The sequence below is a fragment of the Nocardia grenadensis NBRC 108939 genome, from assembly GCF_001613445.1.
In the GTDB taxonomy this organism is placed as follows: Bacteria; Actinomycetota; Actinomycetes; order Mycobacteriales; family Mycobacteriaceae; genus Nocardia; species Nocardia grenadensis.
Genome location: NZ_BDCJ01000001.1, coordinates 186,885 through 211,753 on the forward strand (window position 1 = coordinate 186,885; position 24,869 = coordinate 211,753).

21 protein-coding genes are annotated in these 24,869 nt (G+C 69.3%); 9 read left to right on the forward strand and 12 right to left on the reverse strand.

Annotated elements, in window-relative coordinates:
* Positions 1-5: 5 nt before the first annotated feature.
* Positions 6-3,350: a UvrD-helicase domain-containing protein gene (locus NGR01S_RS00920; RefSeq protein WP_063034211.1), complete on the forward strand. Its 3,345-nt coding sequence runs from the start codon at positions 6-8 to the stop codon at positions 3,348-3,350.
* Positions 3,347-5,272 carry an exodeoxyribonuclease V subunit alpha gene (recD, locus tag NGR01S_RS00925; protein ID WP_063034212.1) on the forward strand — a complete coding sequence of 642 codons (1,926 nt, stop codon included), beginning with the start codon at positions 3,347-3,349 and terminating at the stop codon, positions 5,270-5,272. The genes NGR01S_RS00920 and recD overlap by 4 nt, the downstream gene beginning before the upstream one ends.
* 277 nt (positions 5,273-5,549) lie before the next feature.
* On the opposite strand, the gene NGR01S_RS00930 is transcribed toward recD, so the two are convergent.
* Positions 5,550-6,257: a TetR/AcrR family transcriptional regulator gene (locus NGR01S_RS00930; RefSeq protein ID WP_063034213.1), complete on the reverse strand. Its 708-nt coding sequence runs from the start codon at positions 6,255-6,257 to the stop codon at positions 5,550-5,552.
* Between the two features lie 180 nt (positions 6,258-6,437).
* Here NGR01S_RS00930 and NGR01S_RS00935 point away from each other — a divergent pair, with 180 nt between their 5' ends.
* The gene (locus NGR01S_RS00935) at positions 6,438-8,009 is read left to right on the forward strand and encodes a succinic semialdehyde dehydrogenase (protein ID WP_063034214.1); all 1,572 of its coding nucleotides are present in this window, start codon (positions 6,438-6,440) and stop codon (positions 8,007-8,009) included.
* A gap of 42 nt (positions 8,010-8,051) precedes the next feature.
* Positions 8,052-8,879, forward strand: coding sequence for an SDR family NAD(P)-dependent oxidoreductase (locus NGR01S_RS00940; protein ID WP_063034215.1), 828 nt, complete (start codon positions 8,052-8,054; stop codon positions 8,877-8,879).
* On the opposite strand, the gene NGR01S_RS00945 is transcribed toward NGR01S_RS00940, so the two are convergent.
* Complete coding sequence (locus tag NGR01S_RS00945) at positions 8,863-9,669, reverse strand: putative protein N(5)-glutamine methyltransferase (RefSeq protein ID WP_063034216.1); 807 nt, start codon at positions 9,667-9,669, stop codon at positions 8,863-8,865. The genes NGR01S_RS00940 and NGR01S_RS00945 overlap by 17 nt on opposite strands.
* A 57-nt stretch (positions 9,670-9,726) precedes the next feature.
* On the reverse strand, positions 9,727-10,353 hold the full coding sequence (locus tag NGR01S_RS00950; protein ID WP_084480272.1) for an NUDIX hydrolase: 627 nt from the start codon (positions 10,351-10,353) through the stop codon (positions 9,727-9,729).
* Positions 10,354-10,487: 134 nt separating this feature from the next.
* Between NGR01S_RS00950 and galT the strand changes: the two genes are divergently transcribed.
* A complete protein-coding gene (gene galT / locus NGR01S_RS00955; protein WP_063034218.1) occupies positions 10,488-11,609 on the forward strand; it encodes a galactose-1-phosphate uridylyltransferase in 1,122 nt (373 codons plus the stop codon).
* A gap of 77 nt (positions 11,610-11,686) precedes the next feature.
* Here the strand turns inward: galT and NGR01S_RS00960 are convergent, their stop codons facing one another.
* Positions 11,687-12,565 carry a YdcF family protein gene (locus tag NGR01S_RS00960; protein WP_245664373.1) on the reverse strand — a complete coding sequence of 293 codons (879 nt, stop codon included), beginning with the start codon at positions 12,563-12,565 and terminating at the stop codon, positions 11,687-11,689.
* Between the two features lie 263 nt (positions 12,566-12,828).
* On the opposite strand from NGR01S_RS00960, the gene NGR01S_RS00965 reads away from it, so the two are divergent.
* The 3 genes from NGR01S_RS00965 to NGR01S_RS00975 all read left to right on the forward strand — a co-directional run bounded on the left by NGR01S_RS00965 (position 12,829) and on the right by NGR01S_RS00975 (position 15,502).
* Positions 12,829-13,680, forward strand: a complete 852-nt coding sequence (locus NGR01S_RS00965; protein WP_063034220.1) for a bifunctional 5,10-methylenetetrahydrofolate dehydrogenase/5,10-methenyltetrahydrofolate cyclohydrolase — start codon at positions 12,829-12,831, stop codon at positions 13,678-13,680.
* A 138-nt stretch (positions 13,681-13,818) separates the two neighbouring features.
* A complete protein-coding gene (locus tag NGR01S_RS00970; protein WP_063034221.1) occupies positions 13,819-14,301 on the forward strand; it encodes a cation:proton antiporter regulatory subunit in 483 nt (160 codons plus the stop codon).
* 10 nt (positions 14,302-14,311) lie between these two features.
* Positions 14,312-15,502, forward strand: a complete 1,191-nt coding sequence (locus NGR01S_RS00975) for a cation:proton antiporter (protein WP_063034222.1) — start codon at positions 14,312-14,314, stop codon at positions 15,500-15,502.
* A 13-nt stretch (positions 15,503-15,515) separates the two neighbouring features.
* Here the strand turns inward: NGR01S_RS00975 and NGR01S_RS32775 are convergent, their stop codons facing one another.
* The 8 genes from NGR01S_RS32775 to NGR01S_RS01015 all read right to left on the reverse strand — a co-directional run bounded on the left by NGR01S_RS32775 (position 15,516) and on the right by NGR01S_RS01015 (position 22,964).
* Positions 15,516-15,851, reverse strand: a complete 336-nt coding sequence (locus NGR01S_RS32775) for an SDR family oxidoreductase (RefSeq protein ID WP_084480262.1) — start codon at positions 15,849-15,851, stop codon at positions 15,516-15,518.
* Positions 15,848-16,864, reverse strand: coding sequence for a DUF5914 domain-containing protein (locus NGR01S_RS00985; protein ID WP_063034224.1), 1,017 nt, complete (start codon positions 16,862-16,864; stop codon positions 15,848-15,850). The genes NGR01S_RS32775 and NGR01S_RS00985 overlap by 4 nt, the downstream gene beginning before the upstream one ends.
* Before the next feature lie 5 nt (positions 16,865-16,869).
* Positions 16,870-18,375, reverse strand: coding sequence for an FAD-dependent oxidoreductase (locus NGR01S_RS00990; protein WP_063034225.1), 1,506 nt, complete (start codon positions 18,373-18,375; stop codon positions 16,870-16,872).
* A gap of 71 nt (positions 18,376-18,446) precedes the next feature.
* Complete coding sequence (locus tag NGR01S_RS00995; RefSeq protein ID WP_063034226.1) at positions 18,447-18,779, reverse strand: lycopene cyclase domain-containing protein; 333 nt, start codon at positions 18,777-18,779, stop codon at positions 18,447-18,449.
* Positions 18,776-19,126, reverse strand: coding sequence for a lycopene cyclase domain-containing protein (locus tag NGR01S_RS01000; RefSeq protein ID WP_063034227.1), 351 nt, complete (start codon positions 19,124-19,126; stop codon positions 18,776-18,778). The genes NGR01S_RS00995 and NGR01S_RS01000 overlap by 4 nt, the downstream gene beginning before the upstream one ends.
* Positions 19,127-19,256: 130 nt before the next feature.
* Complete coding sequence (locus NGR01S_RS01005) at positions 19,257-20,567, reverse strand: glycosyltransferase (RefSeq protein WP_084480263.1); 1,311 nt, start codon at positions 20,565-20,567, stop codon at positions 19,257-19,259.
* 405 nt (positions 20,568-20,972) lie between these two features.
* The gene (locus NGR01S_RS01010) at positions 20,973-21,959 is read right to left on the reverse strand and encodes a phytoene/squalene synthase family protein (protein ID WP_063034228.1); all 987 of its coding nucleotides are present in this window, start codon (positions 21,957-21,959) and stop codon (positions 20,973-20,975) included.
* A gap of 654 nt (positions 21,960-22,613) precedes the next feature.
* On the reverse strand, positions 22,614-22,964 hold the full coding sequence (locus tag NGR01S_RS01015) for a hypothetical protein (protein ID WP_030520619.1): 351 nt from the start codon (positions 22,962-22,964) through the stop codon (positions 22,614-22,616).
* A 321-nt stretch (positions 22,965-23,285) separates the two neighbouring features.
* Between NGR01S_RS01015 and NGR01S_RS01020 the strand changes: the two genes are divergently transcribed.
* The gene (locus tag NGR01S_RS01020) at positions 23,286-24,821 is read left to right on the forward strand and encodes an AIM24 family protein (RefSeq protein ID WP_063034229.1); all 1,536 of its coding nucleotides are present in this window, start codon (positions 23,286-23,288) and stop codon (positions 24,819-24,821) included.
* Positions 24,822-24,869: the final 48 nt, after the last annotated feature.

Consider the following 24,869-nt stretch of genomic DNA (forward strand, 5'->3'; position numbering starts at 1 on the left):
CAGCTGTGACCACGACCGCGCCCGCCCCACCGGCGGGCAATGCGTTCGAGCTGTGCGGCCCGTTGCCGCACGGCACCACCGTCCTCGAGGCGAGTGCCGGTACCGGCAAGACCTACGCCATCGTCGGGCTCGCCGCCCGATATGTCGCCGAGGCCGGCGTGGACATCTCCCGGTTGCTCCTGGTCACCTTCAGTCGCGCGGCGACCCAGGAGCTGCGCGAACGTACCCGCGACCGGTTCGTCGCCGTCGCCGCCGCACTCGCCGATCCCGACGCCGCCCGGACCGCCGCCGATGAACTGATCCGCCATCTGGCCGACGCGGAGCCGGAGGAGGTGCGTGCCCGCCGGACCCGGCTGCGGGCCGCGCTCTCGGACTTCGATGCCGGGGTCATCGCCACCACCCACAGCTTCTGCCAGCGCATGCTGGCCGAACTCGGTCTGGCCGGCGACCTCGAGCCCGGTGCGCGCCTGGTGGAGGAGGCCGACGACATCATCCGCACCGTCGTCGACGATCTGTATCTGAGCCGCTTCGCGCGGACCGCGGCACCGTTCTCGGTGAAACAGGCCCAGCGGTTCGCGCTCGCGGCGGTGCGCGACCGGCAGGCCCGGCTCGCGCCCGATACCGATGAGACCTCGGCGCAGCGGGTCGCGTTCGCGGCCGCGGTCCGCGCCGAAACCGAACGCCGGAAACGACTGGCGGGGTTGCGGGACTTCGACGATCTGCTGGTGCTGCTACGCGATATCCTCGCCGACCCCGCGCGCGGCCCGGCCGCGTGCCGGCGTATCCGGGACCGCTACCAGGTGGTGCTCGTCGACGAATTCCAGGACACCGATCCGCTGCAGTGGGAGATCCTGCGCCGGGCCTTCCACGGCCACAACCCGCTGGTCCTGGTGGGCGATCCGAAACAGGCGATCTACGCGTTCCGGGGTGCCGAGGTGCTGAGCTATCTGGACGCGGTCGGGCACGCCACCGCACGCCACGAGCTCACTACCAACCGCCGCAGCGACGCGGGATTGCTCGCCGCGCTCGACCATCTGCTGGGCGGAGCGGCACTGGGCCACGACCAGATCGTGGTGCCCGCCGTCACGCCCACCCAGCCGTGGAGCCGATTGCGCGGTCCCGCCGAACTGACCACCCCGCTGCGGTTGCGGTGTCTGCCGCGGACCGGTGCGGGCCCGCGCGGCGCGTCCGGGTTCCCGAACATCCACCGGCAGCGAGCCCGGGTCGCGGCCGATGTGGCGGCCGATATCGTCGCTCTCCTCGAATCCGGGACGGTCGTGGCGGATTCGCCGGGCACCCGGGCGGCCTCGGACGTCGCGGCCGACGACCGCCGGGAAAGGGCGGCGGGCCCCGGTGATATCGCGGTGCTGGTCCGTACCCACACACAGCTCGAGGTGGTGCGGGCGGCGCTGGAACGTGCCGGCGTTCCGGTGGTCTTGACCGGTGGTAGCAGTATTTTCGCGACACGCAGTGCCACCGACTGGCTGTGGGTGTTACGCGCGCTGGAACAGCCGCATCGCGCGGACCGGGTGCGGCTGGCCGCGCTCACCCCGCTGTTCGGGCATACCGCCGCCGAGATCGACAGCGGGGGCGCGGATCTGGTCGGCCGGGTCAGTGCCGATCTCCGGGACGCCGCCCGGTTGTTCGCCCGGGCCGGTTTCGCCGCCGTATTCGACGAACTGGCGACCGGGACCCGGCTGGCGCCGCGGCTGCTCGCGGTCGAACACGGCGAACGGCGGCTCACCGATATCCGGCATGTCGCCCAGCTGCTCGACGAGGTCTCGGTGACCGAGGGCCTCGGTCTCACCGCGCTCACCCGCTGGCTGGCCGACCGGGTCCGCGAGCCCGCCTCGGGGTCGGTGTCGGGCCGTAGCCGCCGGCTCGACCGGGATATCGCGGCGGTGCAGATCGCGACCGTACATGCCAGCAAGGGGCTCGAATTCCCGGTCGTCTATCTCCCGTTCGGCTGGGACAGTTCCGCCGACCCCAAACCCGCCACCCTGCTGATGCACGAGGACGGCGCGCGGGTGCTGGATATCGGTGGGCCGGATGCTCCCGGGTACGGGATGCGCAAGGAACGCGCCGACAGCGAATCCGCGGGTGAGGAACTGCGCCTGTGCTATGTGGCGCTCACCCGGGCCTGCTGCCAGGTAGTTGCCTGGTGGGCGCCGTCGTTCGGTACCGGCGCCGCGCCGCTGCACCGGTTGCTGTTCGGTCGGGCGCCGGGGGCGGCGCAGCCGAGTGCCCGCGCCGCGGTCGCCGAGGATGCCGTGGTGGTCGACCGGCTCCGGGCCTGGGCAGCCGGGGCGGGCGAGTCGATCTCGGTGACCGCGGCCGATCCCGCCGCCGAGCCACCCGCCTACCGGCCGCCGGCCGATGCCCGGCCCGGTGCGGTGTCGGTCGCGACCTTCGATCGGGAGATCGACGTGCACTGGCGGCGCACTTCGTATTCGGCGCTCACCGCGGCCGCCCACCTGCCGGCTCCGGAGTCCGAGCCGGTGGACCCCCTCGGTCCCGGTGACGAACCCGAGGCTCCGGCCCCGTCGGCCGAGCCCGAGCCCGGCGCACCGTCGCTGATGAACGAACTTCCCTACGGCGCCGAATTCGGCACCCTGGTGCACGGAGTCCTCGAGCGCGTAGACACCGATGTCCCGGATCTGGTCGCCGAGGTACGGGGGCGGTGCGCCGAAGCGATCGGCGAAAGGCTTTCCACCGCCGATCCGGAATTGCTGACCGCGGCCCTGGTGGAGGTCTTGCGCACGCCGATCGGGTTCGGCGCCCTCGCCGATGTCCCGGGCCGGGACCGGTTGTGCGAGCTCGAATTCGAATTGCCGCTCACCGGCGGTGACACCCCCTCCGGGGCGGCCGCCACTCTGGGCCGTATCGCCGCCACCGTGCGTGCGCACCTGGACCCCGCCGACGATTTCCACGCCTACGCGGACGCACTCGACACCCTCGAGGATGTCCCGTTACGCGGGTATCTCACCGGCAGTATCGACGCGGTGCTGCGCACCTCGGATGAGCGTTACGTCATCGTCGACTACAAGACGAACCGGCTGGGCACCGGCGACCTCACCGTCGCGCATTACACCCGCGACCGGATGGCCGCGGAGATGGTCCGCTCGCACTATCCCTTACAGGCGCTGCTGTACTCGGTGGCGCTGCACCGGTACCTGCGTTGGCGGCTCGCCGGCTACGATCCCGCGGTTCATCTCGGCGGTATCCGCTATCTCTTCGTGCGCGGCATGATCGGAATCGAAACCCCGGCGGGCGCGGGCGTTTTCGACTGGACGCCGCCGCCCGGCCTGATCGTCGCCCTGTCGGACCTACTGGCCGGAGGTGCGGTGTGATCCCCATCCGGGTGGCGCAACGGGGGACCGGAATCCTGCGCGAGTTCAACGAGGCCGGGGTGCTCTCGGCGGCCGATGTACACGTGGCCGAACGGCTGGGCAGGTTCGGTGGGGAGGACCGGGAACTGGTCCTGTTCGCCGCCGCGCTGGCGGTGCGCGCCGTGCGGTCCGGGTCGGTGTGCCTGGACCTCACCCGGATGCGGGATATCGGTGTGGACGCCGACCAGGAACGGGCGGAACTGCCGGTCGCGCCCGCGGATCTGCCGTGGCCCGAGGAGGCGCGAGTCGTCGAGGCATTGCGGGAGAGCCCGCTGGTGCTGGGCGGTCCGGCCGGACCGCTGCGCCCGCTGCGGCTCACCGAGCCGTCCCGCGCGGGAATGGGCCCACTGCTCTACCTGGATCGTTACTACCAGCAGGAGCAGATCATCCGCCGGGTGCTCACCGCCCGCGCCGCCGACCATCCGCGCACCGACCCCGCGGTGGTGCGCCGCGAACTGGACCGGTTGTTCGGCCCCCCGGCCGGCGTGGTGGACCGGCAGCGCATCGCCGCCGCGCTCGCCGCCACCCACTGGACCACCGTCGTCGCCGGTGGTCCCGGTACGGGCAAGACGCACACCATCGCCCGTATTCTCGCCTTGCTCGTCGCGCAGCACGTGGCTGCTCCCGCCGGCGCCGCCCCGCCGCGGATCGCGCTGGCCGCGCCCACCGGGAAGGCGGCCGCCCGGCTGCAAGAGGCCGTCCGGGACCAGGCATCCGACCTGGGGCTGCCGGAGCTGTCCGCCGCCACCCTGCACCGGCTGCTCGGCTGGCAACGCGGCCGTACCACCCGATTCCGCTACCACGAACACAATCGACTGCCCTACGACGTAGTGGTCGTGGACGAGACGTCCATGGTCTCGCTGACCATGATGAGCAGGTTGCTCGCGGCGCTGCGGCCCGATACCCGGCTTGTTCTCGCCGGCGACCCGGACCAGCTCGCTTCGGTGGACGCGGGCGCGGTGCTCGCCGATATGGTGGCCGCTCCCTTTCCCGGGACCGCCGATCCGTCGTTCGAGGAGGTGCTCGGCGGCGAAATGGCGGCCGCCCGGGAGGCGGAGCCGGCCGATACCGAGGCGTTCACCGAAACAGAACGGGACCGCTTGCGCGGCGGTATCGTCCGCTTGACCCGGGGCCGGCGGTTCGGTGGCCGGATCGCCGATCTCGCTGTCGCCGTCCGGGCCGGGGATACCGAGTCCGCGCTGGAATTGTTGCGGGCCGGCGGCGATATGCTCGAGCTGGCCCGCCCGGATGAGATCGCGGCCGTCCGTGCCGATGTCGTCACCACCGCGCAGCAGGTCACCACCGCCGCCCGCACCGGTGACGCGGCAGGCGCGCTCGCGGCCTTCGAATCACATCGACTGCTGTGCGCCCACCGCCGCGGTCCGTTCGGGGTCGAACACTGGGGCCGTGCCGCCGCCGAATGGGCCGCGGCGGCGGGGTCGGGCCCCGAGAACCGGTACGGCGCCTGGTATCCGGGGCAGCCGCTGCTGGTGACCGCCAACGACCACGAGGCCCGGATCTACAACGGGGACACCGGGGTGGTGGTGTGCCGCCCGGACGGGTCGCTGCGGGTGGCGTTGCAGCGCGGGGACCAGCCGTTCCTGGTGCATCCCACCCAGTTTCCCGCGGTCGTCACGGTCTTCGCCATGACCATCCATCGCAGCCAGGGCAGCCAGTACGACGCGGTGACCATCGTGCTGCCGGAACCGGGTTCGAGTCTGCTCACCCGCGAACTCCTCTATACCGCGATCACCCGGGCCCGTCGGCACGTACGCATTCTGGGCACCGAGGAGGCCATTCGCGCGGCGATCGACCGGCACGTCCTGCGCGCCAGCGGCCTCGGCCCGGACGACGCCGGCCCGGTGCCCGGCCCGGAAGGCTGACTTCGACGGCCGCGTCGTCCGCCCGTTCGACCGGGCGGACCCCATACGGCGAAAGGGTCACGGGGCCGGAGCCGACGGGCTGCCCTGCTCCGGCGACGTCTGTACCCCGTGGCCCACCGGTCCTCGCCGGTTCGGGGTCGCCGGGTAAGGCGACGAGGCGGGCCGGTGTTGTCCGGCCGCGGCGGTGCGAATGCGCGCGCATCGGCCGTGCCAGGTGCGGGCCTGCCGGTTCCACGGTGGCGTGCGTCTGGTGAGTGGCCGCCTTGTGGCGTCGCGGTCAGTGGCCGGGGGAGTCCGCCGGCGCCGCCGGGAAGATACCGGGCAGGCTCATCGCGTACTGCACATCGCCGGTGTTGCCGAGGGTGGCGAGTACCACGCGGATCATGGTCAGCCGGGCCGCGGCCACGGTGTCCGGATCCGGTTCGCTGCCCGGTTCGGCCGCGGCCGATATCCGGTAGACCACGTATTCGCACACGTGCAGCGCCGCGTCGAGATCGAGAGGCGCGGGAACCGGGCGGTCCAGTTCGGCGAACTTGGTGCGGACGATCGCGCGGATGCCGTCCAACGCGTTGTTGCGGTACTCCGACACCGGCGACCCCGGATCATGGAGTTCGGCGAACAATGGCCGCAGCATGGGGCCGTGCCCGCGCGCCCAGTCGAGATAGGCGTCGATGAGCCGGATCCCGAGATCCACGCCCTCGCCGGACGCCTCGAGGGCGGCCCCTATTCCACCGACGAGCTCGGCGTTGGAGACATCGAGAACCACATTGAGCGGTTCGGTGGCGTTGGCGAAGTAGCGGTAGAAGGTCGGGCGCGACAGTCCCGCCTGTTCGATGATCTGCGCGACGCTCGAACCGCGGGAGCCGTTGCGGGTGAACACCTCGGCGGTGGCCCGCACGATCCGGGCGCGCACCTGATCGGCCTGTTCCGGCGTCTGCGGTGGCCGGCCGCGCCGTGGCGCCCGTTCGGTGTCCGGGGCGCTCATGCCGCGGCTTCCGGTGGGTCTGTGAGATCCCACAGCCTGCGGTGGTTCCGGACTGTTGTGGGGAACGGAGCCCTTGACACGGCGTACGGCACGAGGATTACCCTAACACCGCTGTTCAATTAATCATTTCCGCTGTGGTTCTGCGGCCGCGGCGCGCGAACGTCCAGGAGAACGCCGACCATGACGACCGCCCAGCGTCCCACCGCCACCGGCGCACTGACCCCGGATCTGGTGAAACCGCTGCTCGCGCGGGCCGCAGCCGGTGGCGCCCCGGCTGTCACGGTGCACGCGCCGGCCACTGGGGAACGGATCGCCGAACTCCCGCAGTCCTCGGTCGCCGATATCGAGGCCGCGTTCGACCGCGCACGTACCGCGCAGCGGCGGTGGGCGAAGGTTCCGGTCCGCGACCGGGCCGCGGTGCTACGGCGTTTCCACGATCTGGTGCTGGCCGAACAGGACACCATCCTCGATATCGTCCAGACCGAAACGGGTAAGTCCCGGGCGCACGCCTTCGACGAGGTCGGCGATGTCGCGGTCAACTCCCGGTACTACGCCGCCACCGCACCCAAACTGCTCGCGCGCCGCAATCCGCGCGGCGTGCTGCCGGTGCTCACCGATGTGCAGGTGCATCAGCGGGCCAAGGGCGTGGTCGCGGTGATCTCGCCGTGGAACTACCCCCTCGCGCTGGCCGTCTCCGATGTGCTGCCCGCCCTGGTCGCCGGGAACGCGGTGGTCGGCCGCCCGGACAACCAAACCGCGCTCACCGCGCTGTGGGCGGTGGACGCGGCGGTCCGCGCCGGGCTCCCGGAAGACCTCTGGCAGATTGTGCTGGGCCGCGGCTCGGTGATCGGCGGCGAGGTGATCGACCGGGCCGATTATGTCGACTACACCGGTTCCAGCGCCACCGGACGCACCATCGGCCGCCAGGCCGGCGAGCGCCTCATCGGTTGCTCACTCGAACTCGGTGGCAAGAACCCGCTGCTGGTGCTGTCGGACGCCGACCCCGTCGCGGCCGCCCGCACCGCGGTCCGGGCCAGTTTCGCCTCCGCCGGTCAGCTCTGCGAATCCATGGAACGTATCTATGTCCACGAGGCCGTCCATGATCGCTTCGTGGCCGAATTCGTCACGGCGGTGAAGGCATTGAAGCTGGGCTCGCCGCTGGACTACTCCACCGATATGGGATCGCTGACCTTCCCGCGGCAACTCGATACGGTCCGCGCCCACGTGGACGACGCCGTCGCCAAGGGCGCGACCGTGCTCGCCGGCGGTGTCCACCGCCCCGACCTCGGTCCGTACTTCTACGAACCCACCGTGCTCACCGATGTCACCGCCGAGATGACGGTCTACCGCGAGGAGACCTTCGGCCCGGTCGTCTCGATCTACAAGGTGGCCACCGACGACGAGGCCGTGGCCCAGGCCAACGACACCCCCTACGGGCTCAATGCCAGTGTCTGGACCCGCAGCGCCGCCCGCGGCCGGGAATTCGCCGCGCGGATCAACGCGGGCTCGGTGAACGTGAACGAGGGTTTCATCGCCGCGTGGGGCAGTGCCGACGCGCCGTCGGGTGGGATGGGCATCTCCGGAACCGGCCGCCGGCACGGCCCGGAGGGGCTGCTGAAGTACGTCGACACCCAGACCATCGCGGTGCAGCGGATGCTGCCGATCGCGCCGTTGCCGGGGATGTCGGAGGCGATGTGGGCGAAGACCATGACACTCTACTTCCGGGTCATGAAGACGCTGCGCCAGAAGTAGGCCACTTCCTCAGCTGACTGCGACGACAAGGATCCGAAAGCGATGAAACTGGATACGGTGGCCGGTAAGAAGGTGCTGATTACCGGCGCCGCCATGGGCCTGGGCAAACTCTTCGCCGCCCGGGCGGTGCGCGAAGGCGCCGCCGCCGTGGTGCTCTGGGATATCAACGCCACCGCGCTGCGCGAGACCGCGGCCGAACTGACCGCGGCCGGGGGGACCGTGCACACCTACACCGTCGATATCTCCGACAGCGACGCGGTCAATACGGCCGCGGCCGCGGTGCGGGTCGCTGTCGGAGATATCGATGTCCTGGTGAACAATGCCGGGATCGTCCGCGGGAACACCTACTTCTGGGAGACCGAGGACCGCAACGATATCGACAAGACCATGGCGATCAACTCGCTGGCGCCGATGTATGTGACCCTGGAATTCCTGCCGGCGATGGTCGCCGGGACCACCGAGGCCCGGGTGCTCACCATCTCCTCCTCGGCCGGGCTGGTCCACAACCCACGGATGAGTGTGTACGCGGCATCGAAATGGGCGGCGCTGGGCTGGTCGGATTCGGTGCGAATCGAACTCGAACAGGCCGGTCACGGCCATGTCAAGGTCACCACCGTATGCCCGACCTATATCGACACCGGAATGTTCGAGGGTGCCAAGGGTTTCTGGCTCACCCCCATCCTGGACCAGCACAAGGTCGTCGACACCTCCTGGACCGCGATGAAGAAGGGCACGCCGGTGGTGATCCTGCCGTGGACCTCGCGCCTGAACAAGGTGCTGTCCGGTGTGCTGCCGCTCAAACTGCGCGATCTGTTCCTGAACACCGTCGGCGTCTACCACTCGATGGACGAGTTCACCGGCCGGAAGTAGCCGTCGGACGACGGCCCACGGCCACGGTGGCGTCGAGATCCGGGGAGCGCACGATCCGGGCGGTGAGCCCGCCGGTGGTGAGCAGTTCTCTGGCGGCCGGCATCTGATCCACACCTATCTCGATCAGCAGACTCCCGCCCGGCGCCAGCCATCCGGCCGCTGCCGCCGCGGTGCGCCGGGCCAGCGCCAGGCCGTCGGGTCCGCCGTCGAGGGCGACCTGGGGTTCGTGATCGCGCGCCTCCGGTGGCAGCCGCGCGATCAGGCCCGACGGTACATACGGGGTGTTGGCGAGCAGGATATCGATCCGGCCGCGCAGTTCTTCCGGTAGCGCGTCGAAGAGATCGCCCTGGTGGACGCGGCCGCCGACCGCCGCGAGATTGTCGCGGGCGCAGGCCACCGCGACCGGGTCGATATCGGCGGCCACCAATTCCACCGGCCGCCGGCCGAGGCCGGTGAGCAGGGCCAGGCCCAGGGCTCCCGAGCCACAGCACAGGTCGACCACCGTGCGTACCGGGTGCGTGGTGGCCAGCTCCAGCGCCTCGTCGACGAGCAGGGCCGAGCGCTGTCGCGGCACGAACACGCCGTCCCGGACGCCGATCCGAAGGCCGCGGAACCGCACCCACCCGAGCAGATGCTCCAGTGGAGTGCCCGCGACGCGGCGGTCCAGCAGGCCTGCCAGTTCCGCATCGGAGGCCGCCGCTTCGCGCAGTAACCGCGTTTCCTCTTCCGCGAACACGCAGCCGGCGGCACGGAGCCGCCGGGTGATCTCGGCGGTATCGAAAGCGGTCATGGGCACAGTCTGTCGGCTCCGCCCGCGGTGCGCACCGGAAATAGCGGGCGTGGCCCGCTACCGGTCGGCGGTGAAGGACCAGACAGCGGCCGGCCGGCCGGTGGCCTTGGTGCGGCGGCGCTCGTCGGTCTTGTGCAGTCCCGGCATACCTGCGAGCGTGCGGTTGAGATTCGCCGCATCGGGCCGGGCGCCCAGCACGGAGGTGGCGAGGTCGACCGCGCGGGTCGCCGGGAACTCGTCTCCGAGCAGGCTCCGGGTCAGCGACAGATCCTTCCAGAGCAGTGCCGACAGCAGACCGCGCGCCGCGACCACGATGCTGTCGTGATCGAAGGCCAGTGCCGGGGCGCCGTCGAACGACACCCACTGCGCGGGCCCGTCGTGCGCTGCGGTCACCGCCCACATGACGATGGACAGCGTAGGCCCGCGGGGGTCGCGATTGGGCTCGTCGAAGGTTACCAGTTGCCCGACCGGGCCGATGGCGCCGTCGGGGACACCGAGTTTCGTGTGTACGGCCCGGCGCGCCGCCTCGGCGAGGCGTTCGCCGCGTCCCAGCAGGACGCCGGGCAAAGCGACGTGCCCGGTGAAGGGCTCGTGCGGGCGTGCCGCAATTCCGAAGGTGACCGCGGCGTCGTCGGCCCAGAACCGCAACGCCACGACATCCACCGATACCGCCGATTGGTCCACAGCACCCATACTGCCGTATCGGGGACGGGGCCGACCGGCCCGCGACCTTCGGCCCACCGCGCCGCGCCACCGTGGCCGACCCGCCGGGCGACACGGAAGGTCGGCGACCGTTCGCGGCTCGTTATCGTGAACGAGTGCCCAGCCGCATCGTGAAGCGCACCGCGAAACTGGCCGACGGCCGGGATCTCATCTACTACGACGACGCCGATACCCGGCTCGGCCCCGAACGCCGGATCGACACCCGCCGCCTGGAACCCAGACCGCCGACCGCGGTGATGCGCCAGGATGTCCTCACCGGCGAATGGATCTCCATCGCCGCGGCCCGGCAGAGCCGGGTGGTGCTACCACCGGCCGATCGTGACCCGCTCGCCCCGCAGACCCCGGGCAACCCGTCCGAGATACCCGACCGGTATGACGTCGCCGTCTTCGAGAACCGATCCCCGTCCTTCGGCCCCGCGCTGGCGAACGAGCCGGCCGGTATCCCGCCGGTCCCGGCCGGAGCCGACGATATGGCCGCCCTGGGGTTCGACCGGGAACGGGTGGCGGTCGGACGCTGCGAAGTCGTGTGCTTCAGTCCGGCGCCCGAGGGTTCGTTCGGCGATCTCACCCCGGGCCGGGCCCGTACGGTGATCGAGGCCTGGGCCGATCGCACCGCCGAACTGTCCGCGCTGCCCGGGGTCGAGCAGGTGTTCCCGTTCGAGAACCGCGGCGAAGCCATCGGCGTCACCCTGCCGCATCCGCACGGCCAGATCTACGCCTACCCCTACGTGACACCGCGGACCGCCCGGGTGCTCGATTCCGTGCGACGACTGGGTCCGGACCTGTTCCAGCGCATCCTGGACGGTGAACGCGCGGGCGGGCGCGTCGTCCTGGCCGGGGAGCGGTGGACGGCGTTCGTTCCGTTCGCGGCCCGGTGGCCGATCGAGGTGCATCTGCTCCCACACCGGCAGATCCCGGATTTCGCAGCCACCGACGAGGCGGAACGCGACGAACTCGCCACCCTGTACCTGCGCCTGCTGCGCGGGATCGACGCCCTCTACGACGATCCGACCCCCTATATCGCCGCGTGGCATCAGGCGCCCGTACACACCGGACGCGATACCGTCCGCCTGCATCTACAGCTGACCTCGATCCGGCGCGGCGCGGACAAGATCAAATACCTGGCCGGTTCCGAGTCGGCGATGGGCGCGTTCATCGCCGATATCCCGCCCGACGCGGCGGCGGCCCGGATCCGGGCGGCCGTGGCCTCCGGCTGAGCGCTCGCACGGTGTGCGGCGGTTCCGTGTTCTCCCTTCCCCGCGCCCGGCCGGTCGGCCGGACGCGGGGAAGGGCGTCAGCGGCTGGTACTGAGCCGGAAGGTCCGAGTCGCATCGAGATAGATGCTGTACTGGGCCTGCTTGCTCGGCGGCGGTAACTGCGAGACCAGCTGGTTCAGCGAGGTGGTGGCACCCACCACCGGGATACCGGCGACATACAGATCCGCCACCGCGCGCCGGATATGGTTCGGTGAGGTCACCGCCACCGCGCTGTGGGCGCCCACCCTGTGCAGAATATCGGCGCTGAACAGCGCGTTCTGCACCGTGGAACCCGCCCGGTTCTCCACATGGATACGGTTGGCCGGGATACCGCGCCCCACCAGCCAGTCGGCCATGGCCTGGGCCTCGGTGATGCCGTTGCTCGGATTGTTGCCGCTGACCACGATCGGCGAGAGCGGTGAGGCGATGGCCTGCAGCCAGGCGGCCTGCAGGCGTTCGACCAGCTCGGGACGGGGGGTGCCGTCGGGCAGCAGCCCGAAACCGAAGACCACGATGCCGGTCTGCGGTCCGACCAGCGCCGGAAGGGGATTGGGGAGGGTGGCGATGCCCGCGCCGACCGCGTTCAGGACGCCCTCGGTGCCCGCGGCCATAGCGCCGTCGACCGCGCGCAGGCGGCCCATCGCATCGTGCAGGGCCGGGATATCACCCGCGTAATGGGACCAGATCGCCTGCAGGGACAGCGCCTCGGCATCGGTGGGATCCCGCCCGATCAGATCGTGCAGCGCGGCCCGGCCGGCGACGGAATCGCCGTCGGTGAAATGGCGCTGAGCGGAGTTGTACAGGGCGTCTGTATCAGGGCTGGCCTGGGCCGGCGCGCCGGCGAATCCGGCGAGCGTGATACTCGTCGCGGCGGCCGCGGCCGCCACCAGATACGGCAAACCTCTTCGACTGTGCACTACGGCGACACCTTTCCACGGGGGAGCGGGGTTCTCGCAGATGATTCGTTCGATGAAATTCGGGTGCGGTACGTGGCAACCCACCATAGGTCCGGTGTCGGCCGGAACCCGGTATTTGCGGCTGTCCGATGGGGGACATGTCCCATGAAACCCCTGGCTACAGCTGCGCGGGGCGCATCGGTGCCATCGACACACTAACGTCCGGCGGTCTGCGGGGTTGCGGGTGGGGTGCTCTCGGGCCCCGACCGTTAGGGTGAACATCCGTGGATACCGCATCGCTGACCGGGAAAGATCTCGCCGCCGCCATCAACGCCGACACCACCGCGCGGGCGCGGGCCCTGACCGAGCAGGTGGGCCGGGCCCCGCGGCTGGCGCTGGTCGTCGCCAACGCCGATCCGGCCAGTGCCTGGTACGTGAACTCCCTGAAGAAATCGGCCGCCAATCGCGGAATCGACTGCGATACGGTCGATCTCGGTGCGGACGCCTCCGTCGACACGCTGCGCACCGAACTCGCCGTGCGCAGCGCCGACCCCGAGACCGACGCCATCATGCTGCAGACGCCGCTGCCGGGCGGTGTGACGCTCGACGAGGTGTCCCCGGCGATCGTGGCCACCAAGGATGTCGACGGGGTGAGCCCGCTGTCGCTCGGACTGCTCACCGCCGGATCGGCCGGGTTCGCCCCGGCCACCGCCGAAGCGGTGGTGGAGTTGCTGAAACACCACGGTATCGAACTGGCCGGTCGGCATGTGGCCGTGGTGGGGCGGTCGAATGTCGTCGGCAAGCCACTGGCACAGCTGTTGCTGGCGGAGAACGCGACGGTCACGATCTGCCATTCCCGCACCACGAACCTGCCCCGGGTGACCGCGGCGGCCGATGTGGTCGTCGCCGCCGCGGGCCGGATCGGGCTGGTGACCGGCGCGAATGTGGGGGAGGGGGCTGTGGTGATCGATGTCGGCACCAATGAGGACGCCGACGGGAAGATCGTCGGTGACGTCGACGCGGAGTCGGTCCGGGGTATCGCGGGCGGGCTGAGCCCGGTGCCGGGCGGGGTGGGCCCGGTGACGACCGCGCTGCTCATGCGCCATGTCGTGCTCGCCGCCGAACGGGCGCGGTGATCCGCGCCGTAAACTGCTGTCGAAGGCGCTGCCGCTGCTGTCCGGGCTGTCGTGGAGGTTCGGGACCGGGCCCCACGGGGTAGCGCTAGTGTGTGTGCGGCTATCGGGCCGCACTCGCAGTCGAGTTAAGGTGACATCGTGAACGTCGAAGTGACACCCTTGCCGGGAATAGGCGTCCGCAAGGATTTTCCGCTTACCGCTGTACGCCGGCGGATCGGGGTCGTCGATCACAAGGACGGGACGATCGATCTGATCTTCACCAGGATCGGCGATCCCGACGCCACCACCCAGATTCCGATGACCGAGGCCGAGGCGGGCACCCTGGCCAATCTCCTGGGCGCCCCGCAGCTGGTGGGGCAGCTGCGCAACGAGCATCGGGACATGGACGGCGTGAACACCCGGCAGTTGCCGGTCAGTGAGAACTCGCCCTACGACGGGCGGACCCTGGGTGAAACACGGATGCGCACCCGGACCAAGACCTCCATCGTGGCGGTCATGCGGGCCGGCCAGGCGATGCCGGCCCCGGGGCCGGACTTCGTGTTCACTGGTGGTGATGTGTTGATCGTGGTGGGCACCTCGGAGGGGCTGGACAGCGCCGCGGATATCTTGAAAGACGGCTGAACCTGTAGCGATGAATGCGACCACGCTGGCGATGATCCAGCTGGGGGCGGTGTTCTTCGGGCTCGGAGTGCTCGGACGCATCGCAGCCCGGATCGGCATGTCCCCTATTCCGTTGTATCTGGTGGGTGGACTGGTGTTCGGGGAAGGAGGTTTCTTCGAACTACACGAGGTCGGGGAGTTCATCCATCTCGCCAGCGAGATCGGCGTGGTCCTGCTGTTGTTGCTGCTGGGTCTCGAATACAGTGCGGCCGAATTGTTCACCGGGATGCGCAGATCCTGGATGGCCGGCCTGCTGGACCTGGTCCTGAACACCACGCCCGGTGTGGTGGTCGCCTTGCTCCTCGGACTGGGCCCCACCGGGGCGCTGGCCATGGCCGGCGTCACCTATATCTCGTCGTCCGGGATCATCGCGAAGGTACTGAACGATCTGGGCCGGCTCGGTAACCGGGAAACCCCGGTGATCCTGTCGATCCTGGTCTTCGAGGATCTCGCGATGGCCGCCTATCTGCCGGTACTGACCGCGGTACTGGCGGGCCTCGGTTTCGTGGCGGGCCTGCAATCGCTGGGTATCGCCCTGCTCGCGGTGACCGTCGTCCTCGTGGTCGCGCTCCGCTACGGTAAATACGTTTCCGCGGTGGTGGCCAGTGACGATCGCGAGATCTTCCTACTCAAACTGCTCGGCTCGGCGCTGCTGGTGGCCGGGGTCGCCTCCGCGCTGCAGGTGTCGGCGGCGGTCGGGGCGTTCCTGCTCGGGATCGCGATCTCCGATACGACCGCGCACAGCGCGACCAAGATCCTGGAACCGCTGCGAGATCTGTTCGCCGCCATGTTCTTCGTACTCTTCGGTCTGACCACCGATCCGCGCAGTATCCCGCCGGTACTGGCATGGGCGGTGCTGCTCGCGGTGATCACCACGGTCACCAAGATCGCCACCGGTTGGTGGGCCGCCGCGCACGCCGGCTCCTCGCGGCTGGGCCGCGCCCGCGCCGGTGCGGCACTGGTGGCGCGCGGCGAGTTCTCCATCGTCATCGCCGGCCTGGCGGTGGCCGCGGGTGCGGTGCCCGACGAATTCGCCGCTCTCGCCACGACTTACGTGCTGCTGATGGCCTCGATCGGCCCGATCGTGGCACGCGTGGTGGAGCCGGTGCTGCGGATCATCACGCGGCAGCCGAAACCGGAACTCGATACCGCCGACGAGTAAAGCCGGGACTGGATCAGAGGGCGGTGTAGCTGCCGTCGACCAGATATCGGGCCCTCGTGATGAACGAGGTCTCCGCGGAGAGCAGGAATGCGGCCACCGCGGCGACCTCGTCGGCCCGGCCGAACCGCTCGAGCGGATGTTCGTTCTCCAGGAACTGCCGTCCGTCAATGGGCATTTCGGTGAGCGCAGTGGCGATGACGCCGGGCTGGACCGCGTCTGGTTCCAAACGTTGCGACCGTAACTCGCACGTCCACACCGGTCGGCCGTGCTCGGACACAATGGCCGGGGCGTACCAGTTCCCTGCCGTGGTTCGATCGTAGAGTGCAGACCCGAGAAGTCGCTGTCTCATATTCCATGAGTACGGAGCAGGTACCGGCGCTCGGCGTAGGCCATGTCGTCGCGCCACAGCCGGGCCGCCGTCCGATCCAGCAGCGGGCGCACCAGTGGCAGCACTCGGTGTACATGCCGGAATCCCGGTCGTTCGGAAGTGGCGATGGTCGCTTCCACGACCGCGGTGCGCGCGCGGCCCCCGGAATCGGTGCCGAGGGGCGTGGCGTGTGTTTCGACAACGCTGCCCGACCCTTCACCGTCCACGATGCGCATGACGATGGTGCGTGGATCCGGGCAACTGAACTCGGCGCGAACCGGCACGCCGAGCCGTCGGGTCACCCGGAATGTCACGTCGACCAGGAACTGGTGATTGTTTTCGGTGATCCCTTCGCGCGGAGGAGTTCGCGTCACCTCCAGGCGAGCGAACGAATAGGGATGGAACCAGGCGCCGTGCCATGGATCGAGCCGGTTGGCGATGATATCGCGGGGTTCACACACCCCTACCAGCCGAGTCACCGCGTGGACAGTGGAGTCGGCGGGGCGTGGACCGATGATCGGCGCGTCGGTGGGCGTATCTGCCCCGAGTGAATCCAATCGCACCCAGGCCAGCACCCCGTCGTCGAAACTCGGATAGCAATGCCACCGGGAGCTGCTGCTCACCTCGCCCACCCGCAGACCGTGCCAGCGGCAGATCAGCGCGTTGTCGTCGACCTGCGCGGTCGTCAGCGATGCACCCAGATGGGGACAGGTGCCGGGGCCTGCGTGCAGGTTGCCCGCGTCGTCGCGCCAGACCACTATCTCCTGGCCACTGACCCGGGCACCGTAGGGGCGGCCGCGGCGGATCGCCCTACTTGCGGCGACGGCGTACCAGTTACCCGAAGGGCGCTGTTGCGAGAAACGCAGTGCGGCCTCGATCAAGCCGGGATCGGCGTCGCGGTAGGTCGGTTGCTGCCGCGACCACTTCTCCGGTGAGAACCGCCGCAGGGGTGAGTTCTGCGGCCACCTCCCGGCGGAGTCGGAGCGAGGGCTCATTGCCGTTACCTTTCGCGAGTAGCGAGGGCGCGTAGTAATGCCGAGCGCCCGCGAACGGGAACCGTGTACAGGTCATGCCCGGCAGCGCCCCATTGGCGCAGGACGGTGTTGGCCGCCATCCAGCCGGTCGTCGCGGCCCGTTCCATCAACGCCACCGGGAGATCGACCCGGATGCCGTCCCCGGCCAGGGCCAGCCGTGCATGCGGAGTGGTGATGCCCGGACGAGTGGCGAAATCCCCCGGGGAGAAACGGGGGCAATCCTGGCGCCACAACATGGTTTCCCCGACGATATTCGCTGCCGCGGTCTCGGGGTATATCGAGTGCAGCCGCATCAGCAACCGGTCGCGCAGTTCGGCCCGAGCTCGTGGCGGTGGTGTCGTATCGGCCACCGCGTAGGCGTGCAGTTCGACAACACTGCCGGCCGTACTACCGGCCCAGTCCGTGGCCTGTCGCTCATAACGGTCCAGCACGCTGATGTTGTCGAGCGGTGGCGAACCGCCGGTGCCGAGGAAACACGCTCGCTCGGCACCCACCGGACGATCCAGCCAGAGCCGATGCACCGCGAATGCCGGGGCGGGGGCCAGCCCGGCCACTCGGGCGCGCCACGGGTCGTCCCCGAGCGTCGGTGATGCCGCGACGATACGACGGAGCCCGGCGATATCGGTGGCGAGCACCACCGCATCGGCTCGCGAGGTCGCTCCGGTGCTGTCGGCCAGCCGGAATCCGTCGCCTTCGGTGTCGATGCGGTCGACGGCGACGCCCAGACGAAATTCGACGGTGCCGGGCCGCGCCGACGTGGCCGGCCCGCTCAAGTACTCCGCCAGCGGCGCCCACAGAGCCACGTCGAAATTATCCCGCGCGACGTCGAAGACGAGCCCCTCGCTGGAACCGAGGAAGTAGATGTGGAACATCAGCGCCAACTCGGCGGCGGACATCCGCTGCGGATCGATGAAGAAGCTCCGGGAGAACACCTCGAACGCCAGATGCCGCGCGGCCGCCGGAAAATTGATATCGCGCAGAAACGTCTCCGCGTCGAGGTGATCGAGCCGGGCGTAGATATCGGGCACCGACACCGCGGCCAGCGGCGCTGCGGCGCGCGCGTTCATCCGAACGAGGTCGCGGAGCCGGAAGGTGGGGCTGCGCAGCGCGAATGCCAGCGCATTCCAGGGCGGGGTGTGCGGTAACCCGCGGAAGGTGTCTTGGCGGCCGTATGCGTCGACCAGTGGATAGTCCGCCAGCCGGCGCAGCCGTCCCAGCGCAGTATCGCTGCGCATCAGCAACTTCCGCAGGTTGTAGTACTGGGCGAAGAAGGCGTGGAAGCCGCGATTCATGCCCACGGTGGTGCCGTCGGCGAGGCGTTCGCTCCACCCGCCCACGCGCCCGCCCAGATAACGCTCCCGTTCGACGACATCGACGTGGCAGCCACGCTCGGCCAGACCTGTCGCGGCAGCCAGGCCCGCGATCCCGCCGCCGACGACGACCACTCGGGGTGGTGAGCCGTGACGGCTCATATCGTGATGGCCCGGTGGCGGCGGGAGATGCACGCGTCGCCGGTCGCGCCCGCCTCCCAGGCTCCCCGCGGTCACGACTGTGCGCCTGTCTGTCGCTGTCGTGTGTGTTCCCAGCCCAGTAGGACCGCGGTTACCAGGGCGAATCCGAACAGGAAATCTTCCACCGGAATGTTCCACGGAAACCGGAGCCGGAGAATGTGGTCTGGGTTGTACACCACGACCGAGGCGTCGCGCTTGGTGAGCCATCCGTCCACCAGGATCTGGAAGCCGAGGACGATGAGCATCGTCAGCCAGTAGGCCGGCCGACGGAACAGCCCGGTACGCAGCAGCGCCGGCTCGGCGACACACACCACGATCACGGCGGCAACAGCGGGCAGGGTGTATCCGACTCCGGTGAAGTTCATCGCCCGGCCGCGTTCCCGACGTTGTCGACCAGGCGGTGCCACCTCGCGAGCAGCGTCTGCACGGCGACGAAGGTGAGCAGGGCGCAGATCGGCACGACGAGAAAGAACAGGAACTCTTCCAGCGGCATCGCACCGGGCAAGAACACCCCGAGGATATAGCGGTCGTCGAAGCCCCACACACCCGCGGCGATCGCTACCAGATCCCACACGATGAACAATGCTGCGGCCGGCCACAATGCCCCCAGCAGCAACCGCGGCCGCCGATACACACCGGCGCCGAAGAACTCCAGTGGCGCCGTCGATGCGAGACAGGCCAGTAACGCGAGCAGGTAATGCCAGCGATCCATGCGATCTCCTCAGCGGTGCGCGCGGTTCGTCGATTGCGGACTGCGGTGGTGGGGCCGGTCACACCAGGGTGTGACCGTGCTGCCGGCAGGTGGTCGAATCGGGGCGGGAGGCCCGTGGGTGCTGTGTTCATCAGCGTATTCGCCTGCGTGTCGAGCGGAGATCCGGCCCGGCCCCATCCGCGCCGAGTTCGGCGAGGACATCCGAGATGATGTCCAGCGGCGATGTCTCCGCGATCTCACGCGCCAAACGAGCAGCCCCGCAACGATATTCGTTGTTGTCCAGTATCCGGTCGACCGCCGCCGCCACGGCCCCGGGCCGGGGGCGTGCCGTGCCCAGATCGATTCCCGTTCCCGTGTATGCGACCCGTGCGGCGACTTCCGGTTTGTCGGCATTGTCACCGGCGACGATCAGCGGTACCCCGTGCCGGAGAGCTTCTTGCACGCCGCCGTACCCACCGTTGGTGATCATCACGTCGACGTGCGGGAGCAGATGAGAGTAGGGGAGGAAATCGGTGACGTAGGTATTGGCCGGGATCGACCCGAGCGGGTCCCGCGAGCCACCGGTGCACGCCACGACCACAGTATCTGCTCGCCCGCCCAGCGCCTCGAGTGTGGGCCGCAGCAGTTGGCCGAGGTCACCGTTGTCCCACGTCCCCTGAGTCACGTGCACAACGGTTTTCGCATCGGACAGCACACCGCTCCAGCCCGGTTGCGGTATCGCCTGGGAACTCTCGATCGGTATCGGCCCTGTGAATACCACTGTCGGTGGCAGATCGCTGCGCGGATACTCGAAGCCGGGCACCGTGAATTGGAGTAGCCGGTCTGCCAGAACGGGCCAATCGAGCACGAACTTCGGGGCGGGCCCGAGAGCGAGCCCGCGCAGAATCGCATCGAGTCGTTGCTGAGCACCACGGAACATCAGGTGCTGGACAAACCAGTTCATCGCTGTGTGGTCACGATTCGGCCGCGGCTGCCATCCCATACCGAACGGTGTGGTGTCCGCGCTCGACAGCATCAACGGAACGACTCCGCAGCACAGGACCGGAGGACGCGGAGCGGATCCGGGCGACAACAACGGTATGGCGCCGGTGAACATCACGTCGACGAACACGGCGTCGACAGCTGCGCGTGTCAGCTCGGTGGTGACCGCACGGAACTGTCCGACGAGGGGGTCGAGGTAACACGAATACAATTCCGCGCATCCGGTGCGCCATCGGCCGAGCAGACCGGCCGCCTCGGCGCGGCGATGACCGGCCGATATCACCGGCGCCTCGATCGTCTGATCGGAACACTCGATTCCCTGTGACGTGACGGTGTCACGGAACAACGCACCGGTCAGAAATCGCACCTCGTGGCCGCGGCGCTGTAACTCCACTGCCAAGGCCAGCATGGGCCCGACGTGCCCCGGGATCGGAGTTGCAGCAAACAGATACCGTGCCATGCAGTAATTCCTTTGCTGATCATCCTCGATGCAGGCGTGATGCAGATTTCGGACGCACCGGTTCGGCCAGACCGTATGCGGCCGCCCGGACAGGGCGTCCGCGCGAACGTTCGGCCACCAACGCACCCACCGACTGCGGCGTGTGCCGCAGATGACTCACACCTATGGAGACCGTCCGACCGGAAGCGCTGCCGGATCCACCGGCCGTTGCCCGGACTGTCCGGTCGGGAAGTATTTCAGAACTCGATGAGATGACCGATACGACGCGCCGCCGTGGTCGGCGCAAGCGTGTACGACAAAACCGCTGCTGCGTCGACGGTGGCGACGGACTCGAACCGAGATTCGTGCGCGGTACGGCCGGGTGGGCGGTTACCGGTCGGCACCCGCGGATCGCGGCGGGGCCGGTCATCGAGGACCGACAGGGTCGGCGACCGGTTGCGGTGCGGAGCCGCGGTGACGTCGGGGCCGGGCGGAGGTGTGTCGTGTACACCAGGCGGTAACCAGTCCGGTTGTTCCGACCGTGATGCGTCGGGGCAGTGGGACGCGGGCGCGCCGGCCGAACACGGCGAAGTCGCTGTCTTCGACCCGGTCGAGTATCTCCGAGTACAGGGTCAGCGCAGTGGCGACACACGGCCGGGAGCGAGGTTCGAGCAACGCGATTCCACGGTGGGCGTATCGATATCGGGCGCGGGTCAGCGCATGCTGGTGGGCCAGGGCGCGCCGCAGCCTCGGGTCGGTCCGGCGGTGGTCGCGACACCAGTGCAACAATTCACGGTCCACGCCGTAGACAGCGAGTTCGTCGGCGGGGAGATAGATCCGGCCCCGAGCGAGATCTTCGTCGATATCCCGAAGGAAGTTGGTCAGCTGGAACGCATATCCGAGCGCCGCCGCGAACGGGGCGGCTTCGTCGCGCGGGGCGATGGTGCCGAGTATCGGCAGCACCTGAAGACCGATCACTTCGGCCGACCCGTGGACGTAGCGGTCCAGGGCGGCACGGTCGGGGTAGTCGGTGATCGACAGGTCCATTCGCATGGACTCGAAGAAGGCTTCGAACAGTTCCGAGGGCAGTTGATAGATGTCCGCGGTATGTGCGACTGCGGCAAGAGCCGGGTCGGCGTCGACGTCGTGGTGGCGAAATCGGTGGACCAGGGTCTCCAGTCGTGCGGTGCGTTCCTTCATATCGAGGTCGGGCCCAGGGGCGTCGAGGATATCGTCGGCGCGGCGGGCGAATCCGTAGAGGGCGTGGATGGCGGGGCGCTGGTCGGGGGCGAGTAGGCGGGTGGCGAGGAAGAACGTTTTCCCGTGTCGGGCGTTGAGGTCGCGGCATGCGCGGTAGGAGCGGCGCAGTGCCGGGTCGTGGATGTGGGCGGCGTCGAGTTCTTTCCTGGTCATGGCGTCAGCCTTTGCTGGAGGACCGGGGCGGGCATATGTATGTGAAGCGGGGACCGGTGATACGGTCGGCTGCCAGGCGCCCAAGAGATCAGCACCGGGGGATTCCGACTCCGGGCGCGGTGGAGCCGTCGGCGAGGACGACATCGTCCGGGCCGCGGATCATAGTGGCCGGACGCAGCGGTCCTACCTGCGAAAGGGGCGCGCCAACGCGAACGGAGTGTCGGTGATTATACCCTGGCGGGTCCAGTCCGCCGGAGCGGGCGTGTGCAGGATCCGGGTGCCGATCAGGGGAGGGGCAGCCGCTGGTTCACGGTGGCTGGTGGACCGTCGACGTAGGCAGGCACATCGCGGTCCCAGTCGATCGACCCGTGGCGAGGTTGGGTGCGTCGGGCGCGGGTGACGCGGCGGGCAGGGCGCGCGGGTGGGCCTGCATCGATGGTCGAGCCCGCCTCGTCTATGGAGCGTATGGGGCCGGTCTTCGCCAGATCGGCGACCGGCCGCGGTGGTAAGCCTGCTCGGGCGCCACATCCGTACGCTTCGTTCATCTACTTCGAATCGCGGGCTACACCCCCGTCGAGCCCGCGGCGCCGAAGAAGCCGGTCCGCCGATCGGCCCCGCGGCGAGGAGGTCGATCGGCGGATCCGTGGGCCGCCCTCAGGCTGCGGCGGCGTGGCGGAGGGAACCGATCGCGGTGCCGACATCGTCGACGTCGACGACCAGGCGGGTGTAATCGTGTCCGCGCAGGTCGATGCGGACGGCGTTACCACCGAAGAGGGTGTCCCAGTATTCTTTCCGGCCCTTGCCGCGGAAGGTGCCCGCGGCGATCGCGCCGGGAAAGAACACGCCAGGGGCGCGCACCCAGGGGGGACGGCGGTCGATTTCGGCCGGTTCGACGGCCACGATATTGGTGAGATCGAAGGTGATGTGGTCGCACAGCGACAGCACTCGGTGTGCGCCGCGGACGTGGACAGTGACGGTGGTGCCGGTGATCTCGAAGTCCACCATGGGTTCCTCCCTGATGCCGAGTTCCGCTCGTCCGATTCCAGGATGCCGCCGTGGCCTGGCCGTTGGCTGTGCTGCGGCTGTGAAAATTCTCAGGTTCGTCGGCGGTTCACCGGAGACATCGTCGCTGAGCGCGGTGGCGTTTCGTCGCAGGTGGCGTGCTCGCCGGCGGCGTGTCGAATACTGCGGTGGCGCGGCGCGGGCGCTATCGGTCACACTCGTCGGTGTGGAACAGAAGTCAGCTGGGTGGGCGGCCGGGGGCCGGGCCACCCGCGGGGTCGGCGGGTACCCGGTCCGGTACGTATCGGGTCGGGGTGATACGAGGTGACCGCGCTCGCTCCGGGGGAGAACCGGCCCGCGCCGGGTGATCGGCTGACGGTGACGGTGACCTGTTCCGCGGCGGTGGATGTGTCGGCGCTACTGCTCGCCGCGGACGGAAAGGTCAGGTCCGACGGCGATTTCGTATTCTTCAACCAGCCCGCCGGGCCGGGGGTGACCTACCGGCATGGGCGGGGCGCCGGCGATGTCGTCGACGTGCAGACGCCGGGCCTGCCCGGCGATATCGAGCGGGTGGTGGTCACCGCGAGCCTGGACGGCAGCGGGCCACCCACCTTCGGGTCGGTGGGGTCGCTCACCGCGACGGTGACCGGGCAGCAGGGCACGCTCACCTTCGCGGTGTCGAAGCTGAGCGCCGAGACGGCAGTGGTCTGCGTGGAGATCTATCGACGGGCGGGCGCGTGGAAGGTACGCGCTGTCGGGCAGGGGTACGACAACGGTCTGGCGGGTATTGCCACCGACTTCGGGGTGAACGTCGACGACGAGCCGGTTCCGCCGGCCCCGCCCGTACCGCCCGCGTCCCGTACCGATCCCACCGTGGTCGCCAACCCTGCTTCGGCGCAACATTATTCGGCTTCGCAATATCCGGCTCCGCAGCACCAGGCGCCGTTGTACCAGGCGCCGCAGTACCCGCAGCACCCCGGCCCGCCGCCCTGGTACCCCGCCGCGCCGCCGGCCGCCGGTTATCCGTCGTCGCAGCCGTATTCATCCGGGCCGGCCCATCCGGCGCCGCCCGCCCCCGCGCACCAGCCTCCCGCATATCCTTCCCAGCAAGGAGCTCAGCCGATGCACAGCGAGCTGTTCGACCCGCGTCATGCCGAAGTGTCCGGGATGGGCATCCAGAAGCAGGGCAGCAAGATGATCAAGGTCGGCGTGAACGGCGAAACGCTGGTCCGTTCCGGATCCATGGTCGCCTACCAGGGGGATCTGAATTTCCAGGCGCTCGGTTCCGGCGGGATCGGCCGGGCGATCCAGCAGCGGCTCACCGGCGAGGGCGTGCCGCTGATGAAGGTGTCCGGGCGCGGTGATCTGTTCGTCGCCAACGGGGCGGCCGATGTGCACATCATCGATCTGGACGGCACCGACGGGCTCACCATCAACGGGTCCAATGTGCTCGCCTTCGATCCCACTCTGGGCTACGACATCCGGATGGTGCAGGGCGCGGCGGGGTACGCCAGTAACGCGGGCCTGTTCAACTGCGTGTTCACCGGCCGCGGCCGGATCGCCATCACCAGCCACGGCGGCCCGGTCGTACTGAATGTCGATCAGCCCACCTATGCCGATCCGCAGGCGGCCATCGCCTGGTCGTCGAGCCTGCAGACGAGTGTGAAACGCAATGACTCCTTCGGGCTGGGCCGGCTCATCGGCCGTAGCACCGGGGAGGGCATGACCCTGGCGTTCGCCGGCCGCGGTTTCGTGATCGTGCAGCCCTCGGAGTTGCCGCCCGGCGGCATGATCGGCGGGACCGGGGGCGGGCAGGAGGCCGGGCAGAGCGGCGGCCTGCTGGGCGGTCTGCTCGGGTAGCCTCACCGCCGCCGCGGCGCCGGTATGGTATCGACGTCCTATGGTGAT